The sequence below is a fragment of the Mycobacterium sp. genome, from assembly GCF_050700595.1.
Classification (GTDB): Bacteria; Actinomycetota; Actinomycetes; order Mycobacteriales; family Mycobacteriaceae; genus Mycobacterium.
Genome location: NZ_JBOHHI010000185.1, coordinates 1 through 14566, shown reverse-complemented (window position 1 = coordinate 14566; position 14566 = coordinate 1). Strand labels below are relative to the sequence as shown.

Annotated in this window: 12 protein-coding genes, 1 pseudogene and 2 riboswitches; of the genes and pseudogenes, 11 read left to right on the top strand and 2 right to left on the bottom strand. The window is 65.1% G+C overall.

The genetic code is table 11. The features are described from left to right. From ACRDTL_RS17640 to eccA, 7 genes and pseudogenes are all read left to right on the top strand, one after another. Nucleotides 1-152, top strand: a pseudogene (locus tag ACRDTL_RS17640) (WXG100 family type VII secretion target); the annotation flags it as partial. Nucleotides 153-207: 55 nt separating this feature from the next. After that, nucleotides 208-492, top strand: a complete 285-nt coding sequence (locus tag ACRDTL_RS17635) for a WXG100 family type VII secretion target (protein ID WP_431507991.1) — start codon at nt 208-210, stop codon at nt 490-492. A gap of 88 nt (nt 493-580) precedes the next feature. Next, nucleotides 581-1525, top strand: coding sequence for an ESX secretion-associated protein EspG (locus tag ACRDTL_RS17630; protein WP_431507990.1), 945 nt, complete (start codon nt 581-583; stop codon nt 1523-1525). A 174-nt stretch (nt 1526-1699) separates the two neighbouring features. Further along, nucleotides 1700-3208 carry a type VII secretion integral membrane protein EccD gene (eccD, locus tag ACRDTL_RS17625; protein WP_431507989.1) on the top strand — a complete coding sequence of 503 codons (1509 nt, stop codon included), beginning with the start codon at nt 1700-1702 and terminating at the stop codon, nt 3206-3208. Continuing rightward, nucleotides 3186-4922 carry a type VII secretion-associated serine protease mycosin gene (gene mycP, locus ACRDTL_RS17620; protein ID WP_431507988.1) on the top strand — a complete coding sequence of 579 codons (1737 nt, stop codon included), beginning with the start codon at nt 3186-3188 and terminating at the stop codon, nt 4920-4922. The genes eccD and mycP overlap by 23 nt, the downstream gene beginning before the upstream one ends. After that, nucleotides 4919-6043: a type VII secretion protein EccE gene (gene eccE / locus ACRDTL_RS17615; RefSeq protein WP_431507987.1), complete on the top strand. Its 1125-nt coding sequence runs from the start codon at nt 4919-4921 to the stop codon at nt 6041-6043. Before mycP ends, eccE begins: the two co-directional genes overlap by 4 nt. Then, nucleotides 6040-7872, top strand: a complete 1833-nt coding sequence (gene eccA / locus ACRDTL_RS17610) for a type VII secretion AAA-ATPase EccA (protein WP_431507986.1) — start codon at nt 6040-6042, stop codon at nt 7870-7872. The genes eccE and eccA overlap by 4 nt, the downstream gene beginning before the upstream one ends. A gap of 7 nt (nt 7873-7879) precedes the next feature. Here the strand turns inward: eccA and ACRDTL_RS17605 are convergent, their stop codons facing one another. Both ACRDTL_RS17605 and ACRDTL_RS17600 read right to left on the bottom strand, forming a co-directional pair. After that, nucleotides 7880-9661 carry an NRAMP family divalent metal transporter gene (locus ACRDTL_RS17605; protein ID WP_431507985.1) on the bottom strand — a complete coding sequence of 594 codons (1782 nt, stop codon included), beginning with the start codon at nt 9659-9661 and terminating at the stop codon, nt 7880-7882. A 115-nt stretch (nt 9662-9776) separates the two neighbouring features. Next, nucleotides 9777-10139: a hypothetical protein gene (locus tag ACRDTL_RS17600; RefSeq protein ID WP_431507984.1), complete on the bottom strand. Its 363-nt coding sequence runs from the start codon at nt 10137-10139 to the stop codon at nt 9777-9779. Nucleotides 10140-10469: 330 nt separating this feature from the next. After that, nucleotides 10470-10643, bottom strand: a riboswitch (M-box (ykoK) riboswitch). Nucleotides 10644-10952: 309 nt separating this feature from the next. Beyond that, a riboswitch (M-box (ykoK) riboswitch) is annotated at nt 10953-11123 on the top strand. A gap of 289 nt (nt 11124-11412) precedes the next feature. Here ACRDTL_RS17600 and ACRDTL_RS17595 point away from each other — a divergent pair. The 4 genes from ACRDTL_RS17595 to ACRDTL_RS17580 form a co-directional block, all read left to right on the top strand. Then, nucleotides 11413-11712, top strand: a complete 300-nt coding sequence (locus ACRDTL_RS17595; protein WP_431507983.1) for a PE family protein — start codon at nt 11413-11415, stop codon at nt 11710-11712. Between the two features lie 21 nt (nt 11713-11733). After that, complete coding sequence (locus ACRDTL_RS17590; RefSeq protein WP_431507992.1) at nt 11734-12924, top strand: PPE family protein; 1191 nt, start codon at nt 11734-11736, stop codon at nt 12922-12924. 23 nt (nt 12925-12947) lie between these two features. Further along, on the top strand, nt 12948-14237 hold the full coding sequence (locus ACRDTL_RS17585) for a PPE family protein (protein ID WP_431507982.1): 1290 nt from the start codon (nt 12948-12950) through the stop codon (nt 14235-14237). A gap of 73 nt (nt 14238-14310) precedes the next feature. Further along, on the top strand, nt 14311-14566 hold a 256-nt coding region (locus tag ACRDTL_RS17580; RefSeq protein WP_431507981.1), incomplete at its 3' end, for a WXG100 family type VII secretion target.

Below are 14566 nucleotides of genomic sequence, written 5' to 3'. Positions count from 1 at the left end.
CTCAACTGACGTCCCACGACACCATGGGCCAGATGAACACCGCGTTCCGCAACATCGTCAACATGCTGCACGGCGTGCGTGACGGGCTGATCCGCGACGCCAACAACTACGAGCAGCAAGAGCAGGCTTCTCAGCAAATCCTGAGCAGCTGAGCTGCTGCGTTAACCGCCACAGCTGCGTAAGCTTTACCAGTTAGGAGAACCACAGATGACGATTAACTACCAGTTCGGCGATGTCGACGCCCACGGCGCGCTGATCCGCGCCCAGGCCGCTTCGTTGGAGGCCGAGCACCAGGCCATCGTTCGTGATGTGCTGGCTGCCGGGGACTTCTGGGGCGGCGCCGGCTCGGTGGCCTGCCAGGAGTTCATCACCGCGTTGGGCCGCAACTTCCAGGTGATCTACGAGCAGGCCAACGCCCACGGGCAAAAGGTCCAAACCGCCGGCAACAACATGGCCAGCACCGACAGCGCCGTCGGCTCCAGCTGGGCCTAACAAACTACCCGAGGCGCGGCAGCACACCCCGAGGTCGGTGTGCTGCCGTGTCCTGCGGTATTCGACCTGCCGAAAAACAGGAGTAGCGATGGAACAGGGCACCCGGACCGACATCACCGTTAATGTCGAGGGTTTGTGGATGCTCCAAGCGCTGCTGGATATCCGCCATATTGCCCCGGAGCTCCGATGCCGGCCATACGTCTCCACTGATTCCTCCGATTGGCTCAACGAGCACCCCGGTATGGCGGTCATGCGGGAAAACGGCATCGTGGCCGACGGAGTGGTCAATGAGCAGGTAGCCGCCCGTTTGCGGGTACTTGCCGCGCCCGACCTGGAAGTCGTTGGGCTGCTGTCGCGCGGCAAGTTGCTCTATGGCGTCAATCAACAGGAGGACGGCTCTGAAGAAGGGAGCGCAGAAGGCGGTGCACAACAAGAGGAGGAGCCGGTCGGATCACGCGACATCCCCGACAACGAATTCCGCGTCGTCTTGGCCCGGCGCGGCCAGCATTGGGTATCGGCAGTCCGGGTGGGTGACGAAATCACCGTCGACGATGTGGCCATCGCCGACACCGCGTCGATCGCTGCGCTGGTGTTCGACGGTCTGGAGTCGATTCACCACGCTGATCCCGCGCAGATCAACGCGGTGAACGTGCCGTTGGAAGAAATGCTGGAAGTGACGAAGGCGTGGCAGGAGTCGGGGTTCAACGTTTTTTCCGGTGGGGACCTGCGCCGATTGGGCATCAGTGCGGCCACCGTGGCCGCACTGGGACAAGCGCTGTCGGATCCGGCGGCGGAGGCAGCGGTATACGCACGGCAGTACCGCGACGATGCGAGGGCGCCCAGCGCGTCGGTGCTGTCGTTGAAAGACGGATCGGGCGGGCGCATCGCGATGTACCAGCAGGCGCGCACAGCCGGCTCGGGCGAAGCGTGGCTGGCCATCTGCCCGGCTACGCCGCAACTGGTCCAAGTCGGGGTGAAGACGGTTTTAGAGACGTTGCCCTACGGCGAATGGAAAACACATCGCAGAGTTTAACAATCGTCGGTGCGAAATACGTTGTGCATCAATGTATCTGACCACTCCATTCTGCCGTGGTGCACACATAACTTAATGCTTTAGAATCGATCCTGAAATTGGGGGCGGCGTAACCATCAGAAATAACGAGGCGAGGCAGATGGATTCAGAATTCGTCGACAAAGGGGCCAGACGATGACCGTTGTCGCTGAGGCGGTGCAACCGGGCGCTGAGGCGGTCTCCGCACCGCAGGCGGCAGTGGTGGCCATTATGGCGGCCGACGTGCAGATCGGGGTGCTGCTGGACGCCCACGCGCCGGTTTCGGTGATGATCGACCCGCTGCTAAAGGTGGTCAACACCCGACTTCGCGAACTCGACGTCGCGCCGCTGGCCGCGACGGGGCGTGGTCGGTGGACGTTGTGCCTGATCGACGGCACTCCGCTGCGGCCCGCGCAGTCGCTGACCGAACAAGACATCTACGACGGGGATCGCCTCTGGCTGCGCTTCGTCGAGGACACCGAACGCCGCTCTCAGGTCATCGAACACATCTCGACCGCGGTATCGGTGAACTTGTCCAAGCGGTTCGCCCCGATTGATCCGACGGTTGCGGTGCAGGTCGGTGCCGCCATGGTGGCGGTCGGAGTAGTGCTGGCAGCGGTTCTGCTGGGCTGGTGGCGCTGGCGTGACGACTCCTGGCTGACGGCCATCTACGCGGCAGTGGTGGCGGTGCTGATGCTGACGGTGGCCACGCTCATGCTGGTGCGGTCCAAGACGGTGGCCGACCGCCGCGCCGGCGACATGATGCTGTTGAGCGGGCTGGCGCCACTGGCTGTGGCGGCTGCCGCGACACCACCCGGTCCGGTCGGGGCGCCGCATGCGGCGTTGGGCTTCGTGGTCGCGGGGGTGACGTCGATGCTGCTCATGCGGCTAACCGGTCGCTGGCTGGGAACCTACACCGCGATCGTGACGATCTGTGTTGCGGTGACCGCGGCGAGCCTGGCACGCATGGTGCTGGGGGCCGGGCCCGTGACGTTGATGACGTGTGTGCTGCTGGCATGTGTGCTGGGCTATCACGGCGCGCCGTCGCTGTCACGCTGGCTGTCGGGCATCCGGCTGCCGGTGTTCCCGTCGGCCACCAGTCGCTGGGTGTTCGAGACACGGCCCGATCTGCCCACCACCGTGGTGGTATCCGGCGGTGGGCGGCCGACCCTGGAAGGGCCCGCGTCAGTGCGGGACGTTCTGGGGAGATCCGAGCGCGCCCGGGCATTTTTGATGGGCCTGCTGGTGGGCATGGGTGTGCTGGTGGTGGCGTGCTCGGTCGGATTGTGCGATCCACACACCGGGCAGCGTTGGTTGCCGGTGCTGCTGGCCGCTTTCACGGCCGGGTTCCTGCTGTTGCGCGGACGGTCCTACGTCGACCGGTGGCAGGCGATCACGCTGGCGCTGACGGCGGTGATCACCGTCGCGGCCGTAGTGGCGCGCTATGTACTGGTGTTGTCGTCTCCGGTGGTGCTGTCGGTGGGCGCAGGGATTCTCGTGCTGCTGCCCGCGGCCGGCCTGACCGCCGCGGCCGTGGTGCCCACCACCATTTACAGCCCGCTGTTCCGCAAATTGGTCGAGTGGGTCGAATACCTGTGCTTGATGCCGATCTTCCCGCTGGCGCTGTGGTTGATGAATGTCTATGCAGCGATTCGATACCGGTAGCGGCCGGGGTAACCGCGCGATTGCAGCCGCTGCCGCCGCCCTCATGGTTGGCGTCGGTGCGTTCGCCGGGTTGCCGCCGGCATACGCGATCAACCGGCCGGTGATCGATCCGGCCGCCACACCGCACGACGGCCCGCCCGGACCGGAACAACCGATGCGACAAAGTTCATACTGCACCGAGGTCGGGGTGTTGCCCGGAACCGACTTTCGGGTGCAGCCCAAATACATGGACATGCTGAATTTGCCGGAGGCATGGCGGTTCGGCCGCGGCGGCGGTGTGAAAGTGGCCGTCATCGACACCGGGGTGACTCCACACCCGAGACTGCCGCATCTGGTCGGCGGCGGGGACTACATGATGGCCGGCGGGGACGGGTTGTCCGACTGCGACGCCCACGGCACGATCGTCGCATCGATGATCGCCGCAACGCCGGCGACCGGCGAGGGCCCGGCAGCCCTGCAGCCCCGTAAACCTCCACCGATTCCCACCAACGAACCACCACCGCCGGCACCACCGCCGCAGACGGTGACGTTGTCGCCGCCGGCGCCGACGACGGTGATGTTGCCTCCTCCGTCGCCGTCAGAAGAGCCTCCGGCCCAGCCCGCGTTCCCGTGGCTGCCGCAGCCGAAGGCGCCAGGAGCAGCCAACAAGGGTGGCCCTGGCACCATAACGGCGCCGAGCTATTCCGGCGGAGGTCACGTGATCGTTGCCGACCACACCCGGCCCGCCGCCCCACCATCTCCGGCACCGCCCGCTGACGCGTTCAGTGGGGTGGCCCCGGATGTCGAGGTGATCTCGATCCGCCAGTCCAGCCAGGCGTTCACCCTCAAGGACGCGTTCACCGGCGACGAGGATCCGCAGACCCGGCAGAAGATGGACAGCATCCGGACGATGGCGCGGGCGATCGTGCATGCCGCCGACATGGGTGCCGCCGTGATCAACATCTCCCAGGTGCTGTGCATGAGTGCGCGCAGCATCATCGACCAGCCTGACCTGGGTGGCGCGGTCCATTACGCCGCCGTCGACAAAAACGCGGTCATCGTCGTCGCCGCGGGCGATACCAGCCAGCGCGACTGCAAGCAGAACCCGGTCTATGATCCTTTGCGGCCCGACGATCCCCGAGATTGGAACGGTGTGAACACGGTAGTGACTCCGGCCTGGTTCAGCGACTACGTACTCACCGTCGGCGCGGTGGATGCCAGCGGCACGCCGATGGACAAAACAAGTGTGGCCGGGCCGTGGGTGTCGATCGCCGCGCCGGGCACCGACGTCGTCGGACTCTCACCGCGCGAAGACAGCTTGATCAACGCCATCGACGGTCCGGACAACACATTGCTGGTGCCGACCGGCACGAGCTTTTCCACGGCGATCGTCTCCGGGGTGGCCGCTCTGGTCCGCGCCAAGTATCCGCAGTTGTCGGCGCACCAGGTCATCAACCGCCTGGTCCGGACAGCCAGGTCACCGGCTCGCGGAGTGGACAACCAGGTCGGCCACGGCGTCATCGACCCGGTGGCGGCGCTCACCTGGGATGTACCCGACGGTCCGGCATCGTCGTCGCGGGAGTTGTCGGCGCCGCTCCAGCTGCCTCCGCCACCTGCCCCGCGCAATATGACGCCGGTCTGGGTTGCGGCCGGAGGGCTGTTATTCGCACTGCTGGTCGCCGGTGTGATATTCGGCGGGGGGCGGCTGATGCGCGGCAAGGCGGACCGCTCGTGAAAGCGCAACACCGGCTCGGGCTGGTCGTGTCGTGGCTGCGGGTCACCGCGGTGTTTGTGGTCGATGTCGCGGTGCTGGCGCTGGCCAGCCACTGCCCCGACGCTTGGCAGCGCAACCATGTCGCGTGGTGGGTGGGTGTCGGTGTGGCGACGGTGATAACGATCGCCGCCCTGGCCTCCTATCGGGGAATTCCGCTGGCCTCGGCACCGGTTGCGCGAGTGCGGAATTGGTACGCCGATCCCGGAGCACTGGTTGCCGCATGCTCGCAGCCGATCGACCATCAACGTCCCTTTGGCCGGGATGTGGTGGGCATCCGGGAGTACGACGGTCGGCTGGTCACGGTGATCGCGGTAGCGGGAGCAGTGGACCCGGCGGCGGGCCGGCATCACCAGAGGGAGGCGGCGGAGCCCGTGCTGCCGATCGCGACGGTCGCCGCGGCGCTGCGCCAGTTCGACGTCCGCCTCGACGGCATCGACATCGTCTCGGCGGCAACGGAACCCGGCCGCAGCATATGGGTGGTATTGCGGATGGATCCGCAGCGTAACGTCGCGGCAGTGGCTGCCCGCGATTCGTTGGCCTCGACGTTGGCGGCGGCCACCGAACGGCTTGTGCACGACCTGGACGGGCGGCACTGTCAGGCCCGCCCGCTGAACGCCGCCGAGATCACCGACATGGATGCCGCGCTGTTGGCCGGCCTGGATCCCGACCAGATTCGGCCCCACTGGCGCTATCTCAAGCATCCCGACGGGCACGTGACGAGCTTCTGGGTGTCGCCGCCGGACATCACCGGAGACGTACTGGACGAGCTGGTGCTACCCGATACCGATATCAACGTGGTAACGATCCGGCTCGTCGCCCGGCGCGGCGGCATCGATGTGTCGGCGATCGTCCGCTATCACAGCGACGAGCGACTGCCAAAGTCCGTGTGGGGCGGGCTGAATCGGCTCACCGGGCGCCAGCTGGCCGCAGTGCGCGCCAGCTTGCCGGTGCCGGCGGCCGGTAGGCCACTGTTGATATCGAGCCGGAGCCTGGGCGAGGACGAAGACATTGTGGTGCGCCTCGCGGAGGCGGAGCCGGCGGCGCCGACGTACTCGCCGGCTCCGGTGGGAACGTCGCTATGACCCGGCCGCAGACCGCCGCGACGGATGCCCGTAACGCAATGCTGGCCGGTCTGCTGGCGTCCGGCATCGCCGTCAACGGCCTTCAACCCAGTCACAACCCGCAGGTGGCACAGCAGATGTTCAGCACGGCTACCACGCTCGATCCGGGCATGTGCGACGGCTGGCTGGCGCGGGTGCTGGCCGGTGATCAGAGTATCGAGGTGCTCACCAACGCGTGGGAGGCGGCCAAGACATTCGGGTGGGAGATCCGCCGGCTGGGCCTCACGGATCTGGAGTTTCGCCCCGAGGTTTCCGACGGGCTGTTTCTGCGGCTGGCGATCACGAGCGTGGAGTCGCTGGCTGCCGTTTATGCCGCCGCCCTCATCGAGGCGAAACGCTACGAGGAGGCATCGCGGCTGCTGGATGGCCTGGATCCGCGGCATCCGTTCGACACCGAGTTGATTACCTACGTACACGGCTTGCTGCATTTCCGCACCGGCCGCTGGCCGGACGTGCTCGCTCAGTTCCCGCCCGCGACGCAGTGGCGCCACCCCGAACTCAGAGCCGCGGGGGCGGCGATGGCAACCACGGCGTTGGCCTCGCTGGGCGTGTTCGAGGAGGCGTGCCGCCGCGCCCAAGAGGCAATCGAGGGTGATCGGGTGCCCGGTGCGGCCAATGTGGCGATGTACACCAAGGGTATGTGCTTGCGGCACTTGGGCCGTGAGGACGAAGCCGTCGAATTGCTGCGCCAGGTGTATTCGCGTGACGCAAAATTCGCTCCGGCTCGCGAAGCATTGGACAACCCGAACTATCGGCTGGTGCTGACCGATCCCGAGACGATTGAAGCGCGGACGGATCCGTGGGATCCGGACAGCGCACCCACCCGTGCACAGACCGAGGCCGCCCGTCATGCCGAGATGGCCAAAAAGTATCTGGCCGAAGGCGATGCCGAGCTCAATGCGATGCTGGGCATGGAGCAGGCCAAACGCGAAATCAAACTGATCAAGTCGACCACCAAGGTGAATCTGGCCCGCGCCAAGATGGGCCTGCCGGTGCCAGTGGCGTCGCGGCACACCTTGCTGCTGGGTCCGCCCGGCACCGGGAAGACGACGGTGGCCAGGGCATTCACCAAGCAGCTCTGCGGGCTGACCGTGCTGCGTAAGCCGTTGGTAGTGGAGACCAGCCGCTCAAAGTTGCTGGGACGCTACATGGCTGACGCCGAGAAGAACACCGAAGAGATGCTCGAGGAGGCGCTGGGCGGCGCCGTCTTCTTCGATGAGATGCACAGCCTTTTCGAACGCGGGTACGCGCAGGGCGATGCTTACGGCAACGCGATCATCAACACGTTGCTGCTCTACATGGAGAACCACCGCGACGAGCTGGTGGTGTTCGGAGCCGGCTACGCCAGGGCGATGGAGCGCATGCTGGAAGTCAATCAGGGTCTGCGGCGGCGGTTTTCGACGGTGATCGAATTCTACAGCTATACGCCGCCGGAGTTGATCGCGCTGACCCAGCTGATGGGCCGGGAGAACGAAGACGCCATCACCGACGAGGCTGTCGACGTGTTGTTGCCGTCGTACGAGAAGTTCTATGCCGAGGAGAACCTCTCGGAGGACGGGGATCTCATCCGCGATATCGATGTACTGGGTAACGCCGGGTTCGTGCGCAACGTGGTGGAAAAGGCCCGCGATCATCGCAGTTTCCGTCTCGATGACGAGGACCTCGATGCAGTGCTGGCCAGCGACATCGACGAATTCAGTGAAGTACAACTGCGCCGGTTCAAGGAATTGACCCGCGCGGATCTGGCCGAGGGCCTCAGCGCGGCGGTGGCCGAAAAAAAGACCGACTAAGCCTGGCTCAGGTCATGCCGGCCTGAACGACTTTGACCACGACCAGCGCGCCTGCGAGGACCAGATACGCGCGCAGCGTGAACAGCCCCGCGTAGCGCACCGGCGACATGACGGGCCGCTCCAGGGTTGCGAAGTCCGGCATGTGCCAGGTCGCGCGAATCTTGTCGCGAAAGGCTTTACGTTCGGCGCGGGTCAACTTCGGCAGCTCGTCGAGTTCGTCCGCCTGGTCGACATCCAACGCGCCGAACGGCACGGTGTTTTCCGCGTCGCGTCGATCGGTGTACCAGCCGATTGCGAAGACAACGGCAGCGCCGACCAGACCAATCGCGGCGCCGACGCCAAGGCCACCCTTCAGCGTCTGGGTTGACAGGTTGGGGAAGAACGTCACAGCCGTCAACATCAGTGACAACACGATCAGCGACCAGACGATAATCCAGGCCAAGGCGTTCTGGCGGAAGTTGTTTACCCACGGACCCAGCACCGGGTGATCGTTACACAGCAGGACCAAGAACACGGTGGCCGAGGGCAGCAGGACGCCGGCGAGTGCCTGGACACCCTGGGTGATCAGACCGAGGATGTGATCGGGGCAGAACGCGACCGTAGCTGACACCGCCAAAAGCGCCGCATAGGTGCCGTAAAACAGTGGGGCCTCGGTGACCTTCCAATGCAACGAATGGGGCTTGCCCAGGACATCACCGAGTGCGTAGGTGGTGGATAGCCCGATCACGTTGGCACCGATCAGCGACGCGTCCAGCAAAACAACCGCAAACAGCACCCCGACGGTGTGCCCGACATGGCCGGAAAGCTGCGCGGCGATTGCCCCGGCGTCGGTGAAGCTACTCCCGTCGTGGCTGCGGCCCAGCCCGAACGCGGTGGCTGCCATCAGCGCGATCGCTCCGCCCATGACCCCGACGATGCCGATGATCAGATCGGCTCGCCCGTAGCGAATCCAACGTGGCGTGATCCGTTTGTCGACGACGTTGGACTGCTGAAAAAACAACTGCCAAGGCGCCACAGTGGTGCCGACAATCGCCATGATCACCATCAACACGATGGAGTCCGGTTCGCCCGGCAAGGACGGCACCAGCCCCCGCGCGCTTTCGCCCAGGGTGGGATGCACCAGCAGCACCACCGGGACGAGCGCCAGGTTTGCCGCAATGAGCACCAACATCAACTGCTCCCAGCGGCGGAACGAGCCACCGGCCACCACCGCGAACAACAACACCGCAGCAGCCGGGATCGCGATCGTTTTTGGGCAGCCCAGGAATCCGAGCGCCAAGGAGACACCGATGAATTCAGTGACGATGGTTAATGCATTGAGAATCAATAAATCTCCGACGCTGAACGTACCCCAGAACTTACCGAACCGTTCGAAAATCAGCCGCGCATGACCCACCCTGGTGACCGCGCCCAGCCGCAGCACCATCTCCTGGTTCACGTAGAGCACCGGGATCATCAGCACCAGCGTCCACAACAGGCTCATCCCGTAGTTCTGCCCAACCTGCGCGTAGGTCGCCACACCACCGGCATCGTTGTCACCGATCATCACGATCAGTCCAGGCCCGCTGATCACCAGCAGCGTCCGCAACCGTTGCCAGCGGCTACGGCCCGGGCTGGTGGCATCGCGTGCGATGCGACCGAACGCGCCGACGATGTCACCGACATGCGCCGAATCCAGCACCGCCGAGCCGGACGCGCCGGCGATAACCGGTGGCGTATTGGCTACGGTGTCGGTGCGGGGCGGTCGAGTGTCGATGTCGCCGCTCAACTGGGTGGAAATCGAAGTCATCGGCCTCTCGCTTGCTGAAGAAGGTCAAATTGACGGTGGGGCAACGCGCTGGCACGCGCCAGCCGCGCGGTCAGGGACCGCGTATTCGGCGCCTGCCGCTTAGCGCGTCGCGCGGCTACGCGCTGACACGCATGCAGCTTTTGTCGACACGTGAGCCATCGAAACGTGTTGTGTAACAATCGTCTACGAGTTCTCGTTGGCCTGGGCGCAGTTTCTTGCGGATCCGGTCGCGATAGTACGACCAGGGCAGACGACGCTCGGCAGGGGTGCCCACCATCTGGTCGAGCAGGTCGGTCGCATGCAGGGCTAACGTGACGTGATGTTGGGCCAGCCCTAAGTCGCTGAAGGCCCGGAACACGTCATCGTGGCCGGGGCGGGGAACTGTTGTCCCCGAGATCAGTTCCAGTGCGGAGAGAAGGGCCGCACGGACATCCCCACAGGCTCGATGGATTTGGCGCTCGGGATTGGGCGGAGCCATTAGCTATCTCCTTGATGTGACTGTGCAACAACAAAAGCCATGATTGTCTCCTGTCGGGAACCCGACCGGTCACCGTGAGCAATCCGGCCTGGCGCGGCCTATGCGGGCATGCTTCGTTAACCCCGTATGCCTACGGGCACGCGGGTATTACCCAAATTACGTCCGAGAAGCCTTAGGCGGCAGAAGGAATGCCGCGACCGGTTCGAGACGAAACGGGTTTCGAATACGGATATGGACTACCGCTGGGACTCATTTCGCCCTCACCTCCTCGCGGCCGGGACACACGCAGTGTCACCACAGTCACACGCACTGCAGAGGAGCGAAACGCCCGAGGCACCCCTCTCTTCGGAGCTTTGGCACTGCACGGCGTATCCGGACCTTCGTCCGGAAGCCACTTGGGCTCAACCCTTAAGCCGGGAGGAGCTGTCCTGACCCGGGGCGTCTTTCGACGTTTGGGGTCAGTGGCCTGTATCCCTGCAGACGCCTCACCTACCGAGGTGCTTGCTCGTACATGCTTACACTCACACCCGGTGCCCGTCAAACATTTGGCCGGAAAAAAACCATCGAGTCGAAGCACCACCGCACCCCGGGCCTTCAGCAGCCGGATGGCGCCGGCCGGCATCCCCAGCACAAGATCGGCGCCACAACGACGTTCGGTCGTACTTTGGCGGGCGCAGACGGCGTGGCGCTGATCAGTCTTGTCAGCCTGCGCGTAAGCGGGGAGTCGTCTCGACACGCCGCTACGCAGGGAATTCTTGATGAGTTAATGCGTCGGGTTGACTCACGCGGGCCTTGGTGCCAATATTGCCGGTGCATGCACCTCGCTAGGTGAGGCGTCTGCAGGGACATAGGCCACTGACCCCGAACGTCGAAAGACGCCCAGGGTCAGGACAGCTCCTCCCGGCTTAAGGGTTGAGCCCAAGTGGCTTCCGGAACAACCGGATACGCCTTGCAGTGCCAAAGCTCTGACGAAAGGGGTGCCGCGCCCGGTTCATCGGCCGGGTCGCATCACCCCATTGTGCACCATGCTGGCACGCCCCGTGCCTTGGCCGTGAGGAGGTGAGAGCGAGATGAGTCCTGGTGATAGTCCCTATCCGAGTCCGATGACCATTTCGTTCGGATCCGGCCCCGGCATCGTTTCCATCATCTGAATCGGCTTGCGCCGCTTCGATTAACACACGCACGCCTCGTTTTGGGACGCGCGCGTGTTCGTGTCGTGCTCTGTCACGGCCAGAGCCCTTGGATTCAGTCTGCATTGCTTAAGGAGAAGTCCATGCTTTTCACCACTGTTCAGCCGGAGATGATTGCGGCTGCGGCGAACAACTTGCAGGGTATCGGCTCGGCGTTGGCTGCCCAGAATGCGGCTGTGGCAGCTCCGACGACCGGGGTGATGCCAGCCGCTGCCGACGAGGTATCAGCGCTGACCGCAGCACAATTCGCGGTACACGCGCAGATGTACCAGACAGTGAGCGCTCAAGCCTCCGCGATTCACGACATGTTTGTGACCATCTTGCAGACCAGTGCCGGGTCGTATGCGGCTACCGAGGCAGCCAACGCGCTCGCTGCCCTGTGAGCGTTCGGGGAGTTCATCGTGATGGATTTTGCGGCATTGCCGCCCGAAATTAATTCGACCCGAATGTACTCGGGGCCCGGATCGGGGCCGATGCTGGCCACTGCCGCGGCGTGGCACCAACTGGGTGCCGAAATGCTTGCGGCAGCAGAGTCTTACGCTTCGGTGATCTCGGCTTTGACCAGCGGGAGCTGGATGGGTCCGGCGTCGACGTCGATGGCGACCGCGGCCGCACGCCACGTGGGGTGGCTCAACACCACCGCCGGCCAGGCTGAGCAGGCCGGCGCCCAGGCCCAGGCGGCGGCGACTGCTTATGAGTCGGCGTTTGCTGCGACGGTGCCCCCGCCAGTGGTCGCAGCCAACCGCACTCAACTGGCATCGCTGGTGGCCACCAATGTTTTGGGCCAGAACACCCCGGCCATCGCGGCCACCGAGGTCCAATACGGAGAAATGTGGGCCCAGGATGCCGCGGCGATGTACGGCTATGCCGGTTCCTCGGCGGCGGCTTCGCAGCTGATGCCGTTTGCTGCGCCCCAGCAGACCACCAATGCGGCCGGCCTGGCCGGGCAAGGCGCCGCGGTCAGCCAAGCCACCGGCACTTCGGCCACCGCCAACACCTCGACGCTTTCGGGGCTGTCGTCATTGCTGGGAGGCGCCAGCACACCCACTGCTTCTTCATCGGGCGGAAGCCTGGCGTCGCTGTTGAACGGGTCGGACGGATCGGCCTTGGGAACTTTCCTGAACGGCAACTTCTTCAGCACAGCGGTCGTCAACGGAGCCCTTGCGGGTGGGCCGTTCAACCCGCAATTCATCCTGCAATCCATCGCTGGTTTTCAGTTTCTGAACGCCGCCAAGGACGCCGGGATGATGCCGGGACTGGGCGGCCTGTGGGCTCTGACGGCAGGCGGTCTGGGGCCGGGGGGAGCGGGCTTGCCGGGTCTGGGTGGCGTCGGGCCGGCGGTCTCGGCAGGGCTGGGCCAGGCGGGCAAGATGGGGGCGTTGTCGGTGCCGCCAAGTTGGACGCCGATCGCTCCACCAAGCCCGATCGCCTCGGCGCTGGGCGGCACCCCGCTCGCCGGCCCTCCGGGAGTTCCCGCAGGTGGGCCGGGCGGCGTTGCTTCGCCGCTGGCGAATATGACTGGGCGCCTGCGTCGCCCGATTCCCAAATACGGGTTCCGCCCCTTAGTGATGCCACGCCCGCCGGCCGCGGGATAACAGATCAGCCAGGAGAAGTTGTCATGATGGATTTTGCGGCATTACCGCCGGAAGTTAATTCGGCCCGGATGTATTTGGGGCCTGGGGCGGCGCCGATGCTGGCTGCCGGTGCTGCCTGGAACACGCTGGCCGGTGAAATGCGTTCGGCGGCAGCCTCGTACGGTTCGGTGATTTCGGGGTTGACCAGCGGGAGTTGGCTGGGTCCGGCGTCGGTATCGATGGCGGCTGCGGCGGCACCGTATGCGGCGTGGATGAATACGATTGCCGCGCAGGCTGAACAGACGGCCGCCCAGGCGCAAGCGGCGGTGGTTGCCTACGAGTCTGCGTTTGCTGCGACGGTGCCCCCGCCGGTGGTCGCGGCCAACCGCGCGCAGTTGGCCTCGCTGGTGACCACCAACGTTTTGGGCCAGAACACCCCGGCGATCGCGGCCACCGAGGCCCAATACGGGCAGATGTGGGCCCAGGACGCCGCGGCGATGTACGGCTATGCCGGCTCCTCGGCGACCGCCTCGCAGCTGACGCCGTTTACCACGCCGGCACCCACCACCCGTGCCGACGGGCTGGCCAACCAAGCCGCCATGGTCACCCAGGCAACCGGAAGCTCGGCGGGCACCAACGCCTCGACAGCCTCGGGATTGACCTCGGCGCTGGGAGGGCTCACTCCATCCGCGGACTCGTCGAACTCGTCGGGGTTCTTGGGCGGGCTGGGAGGTATCACGACGCCCGGGTCGGACACCTCCACCACCGGGCTGGCCGGAATCCTTAACACGCTGGACGGGTCCAACGGCTCGCTGCTGGGGAGCTTTCTCAATAACGCCACAGTCGCCAACTTCAGCAACGCGTTCACCACCAGTGGGCTGATGAACCCGACGGCGATGATCGATTCGGTCACGTGTTTCAGCTACCTGTTCGGCGGCATGGGCGCCAGCGGCGGGCTGACGTCGAATCTGTCGGGTCTGGCCGCCGGGCTCGGCTCGACCGCGCTGGGGCCTGCGGGCCTTTCGGGTCTGCCGGGCCTGGGCGCGGCGGTGTCGGCGGGAATGGGGCAGGCGGCACCGCTGGGTGTGTTGTCGGTGCCGCAGAGCTGGGCGTCGACCGCCCCGGCATTCAGCAAGATTGCCACCGAGTTGCCCGGCGTCAGCGGCCTGAGCAACGCCCTGGGCGCCACCCCACTGGTGGCTCCCGATTCGGCGGTGGGCATGCCAGGGATGCCGTTGGGGGGAATGGCGGGCCTGACCAATCATGAGTTCGCCGACGAGCCGATGTACGGATTTCGCCCCATCGTAATGGCACGCCCACCAGCAGCCGGCTAACTATGACGAATACCGGTGTGCCACAGCATGTCCTGTTGCTATCGATAAGTTCCGAGAAAGAAAGGCAATCATAATGACTACCCGCTTTATGACTGACCCGCACGCGATGCGGGATATGGCAGGCCGTTTCGACGTGCATGCCCAAACGGTCGAGGACGAGGCCCGCAAGATGTATGCATCCTCGCAAAACATCGCCGGCGCTGGGTGGAGCGGGACCGCTCAACTGACGTCCCACGACACCATGGGCCAGATGAACACCGCGTTCCGCAACATCGTCAACATGCTGCACGGCGTGCGTGACGGGCTGATCCGCGACGCCAACAACTACG

What these genes read in the sequence shown, in the direction of transcription:
- ACRDTL_RS17595 (WP_431507983.1), top strand. Translation starts at nt 11,413, where the DNA reads ATGCTTTTCACCACTGTTCAGCCGGAGATGATTGCGGCTGCGGCGAAC.
- ACRDTL_RS17600 (WP_431507984.1), bottom strand. Translation starts at nt 10,139, where the DNA reads ATGGCTCCGCCCAATCCCGAGCGCCAAATCCATCGAGCCTGTGGGGAT.
- mycP (WP_431507988.1), top strand. Translation starts at nt 3,186, where the DNA reads ATGCAGCGATTCGATACCGGTAGCGGCCGGGGTAACCGCGCGATTGCA.
- ACRDTL_RS17590 (WP_431507992.1), top strand. Translation starts at nt 11,734, where the DNA reads ATGGATTTTGCGGCATTGCCGCCCGAAATTAATTCGACCCGAATGTAC.
- ACRDTL_RS17605 (WP_431507985.1), bottom strand. Translation starts at nt 9,661, where the DNA reads ATGACTTCGATTTCCACCCAGTTGAGCGGCGACATCGACACTCGACCG.
- ACRDTL_RS17635 (WP_431507991.1), top strand. Translation starts at nt 208, where the DNA reads ATGACGATTAACTACCAGTTCGGCGATGTCGACGCCCACGGCGCGCTG.
- eccD (WP_431507989.1), top strand. Translation starts at nt 1,700, where the DNA reads ATGACCGTTGTCGCTGAGGCGGTGCAACCGGGCGCTGAGGCGGTCTCC.
- ACRDTL_RS17585 (WP_431507982.1), top strand. Translation starts at nt 12,948, where the DNA reads ATGATGGATTTTGCGGCATTACCGCCGGAAGTTAATTCGGCCCGGATG.
- ACRDTL_RS17630 (WP_431507990.1), top strand. Translation starts at nt 581, where the DNA reads ATGGAACAGGGCACCCGGACCGACATCACCGTTAATGTCGAGGGTTTG.
- eccA (WP_431507986.1), top strand. Translation starts at nt 6,040, where the DNA reads ATGACCCGGCCGCAGACCGCCGCGACGGATGCCCGTAACGCAATGCTG.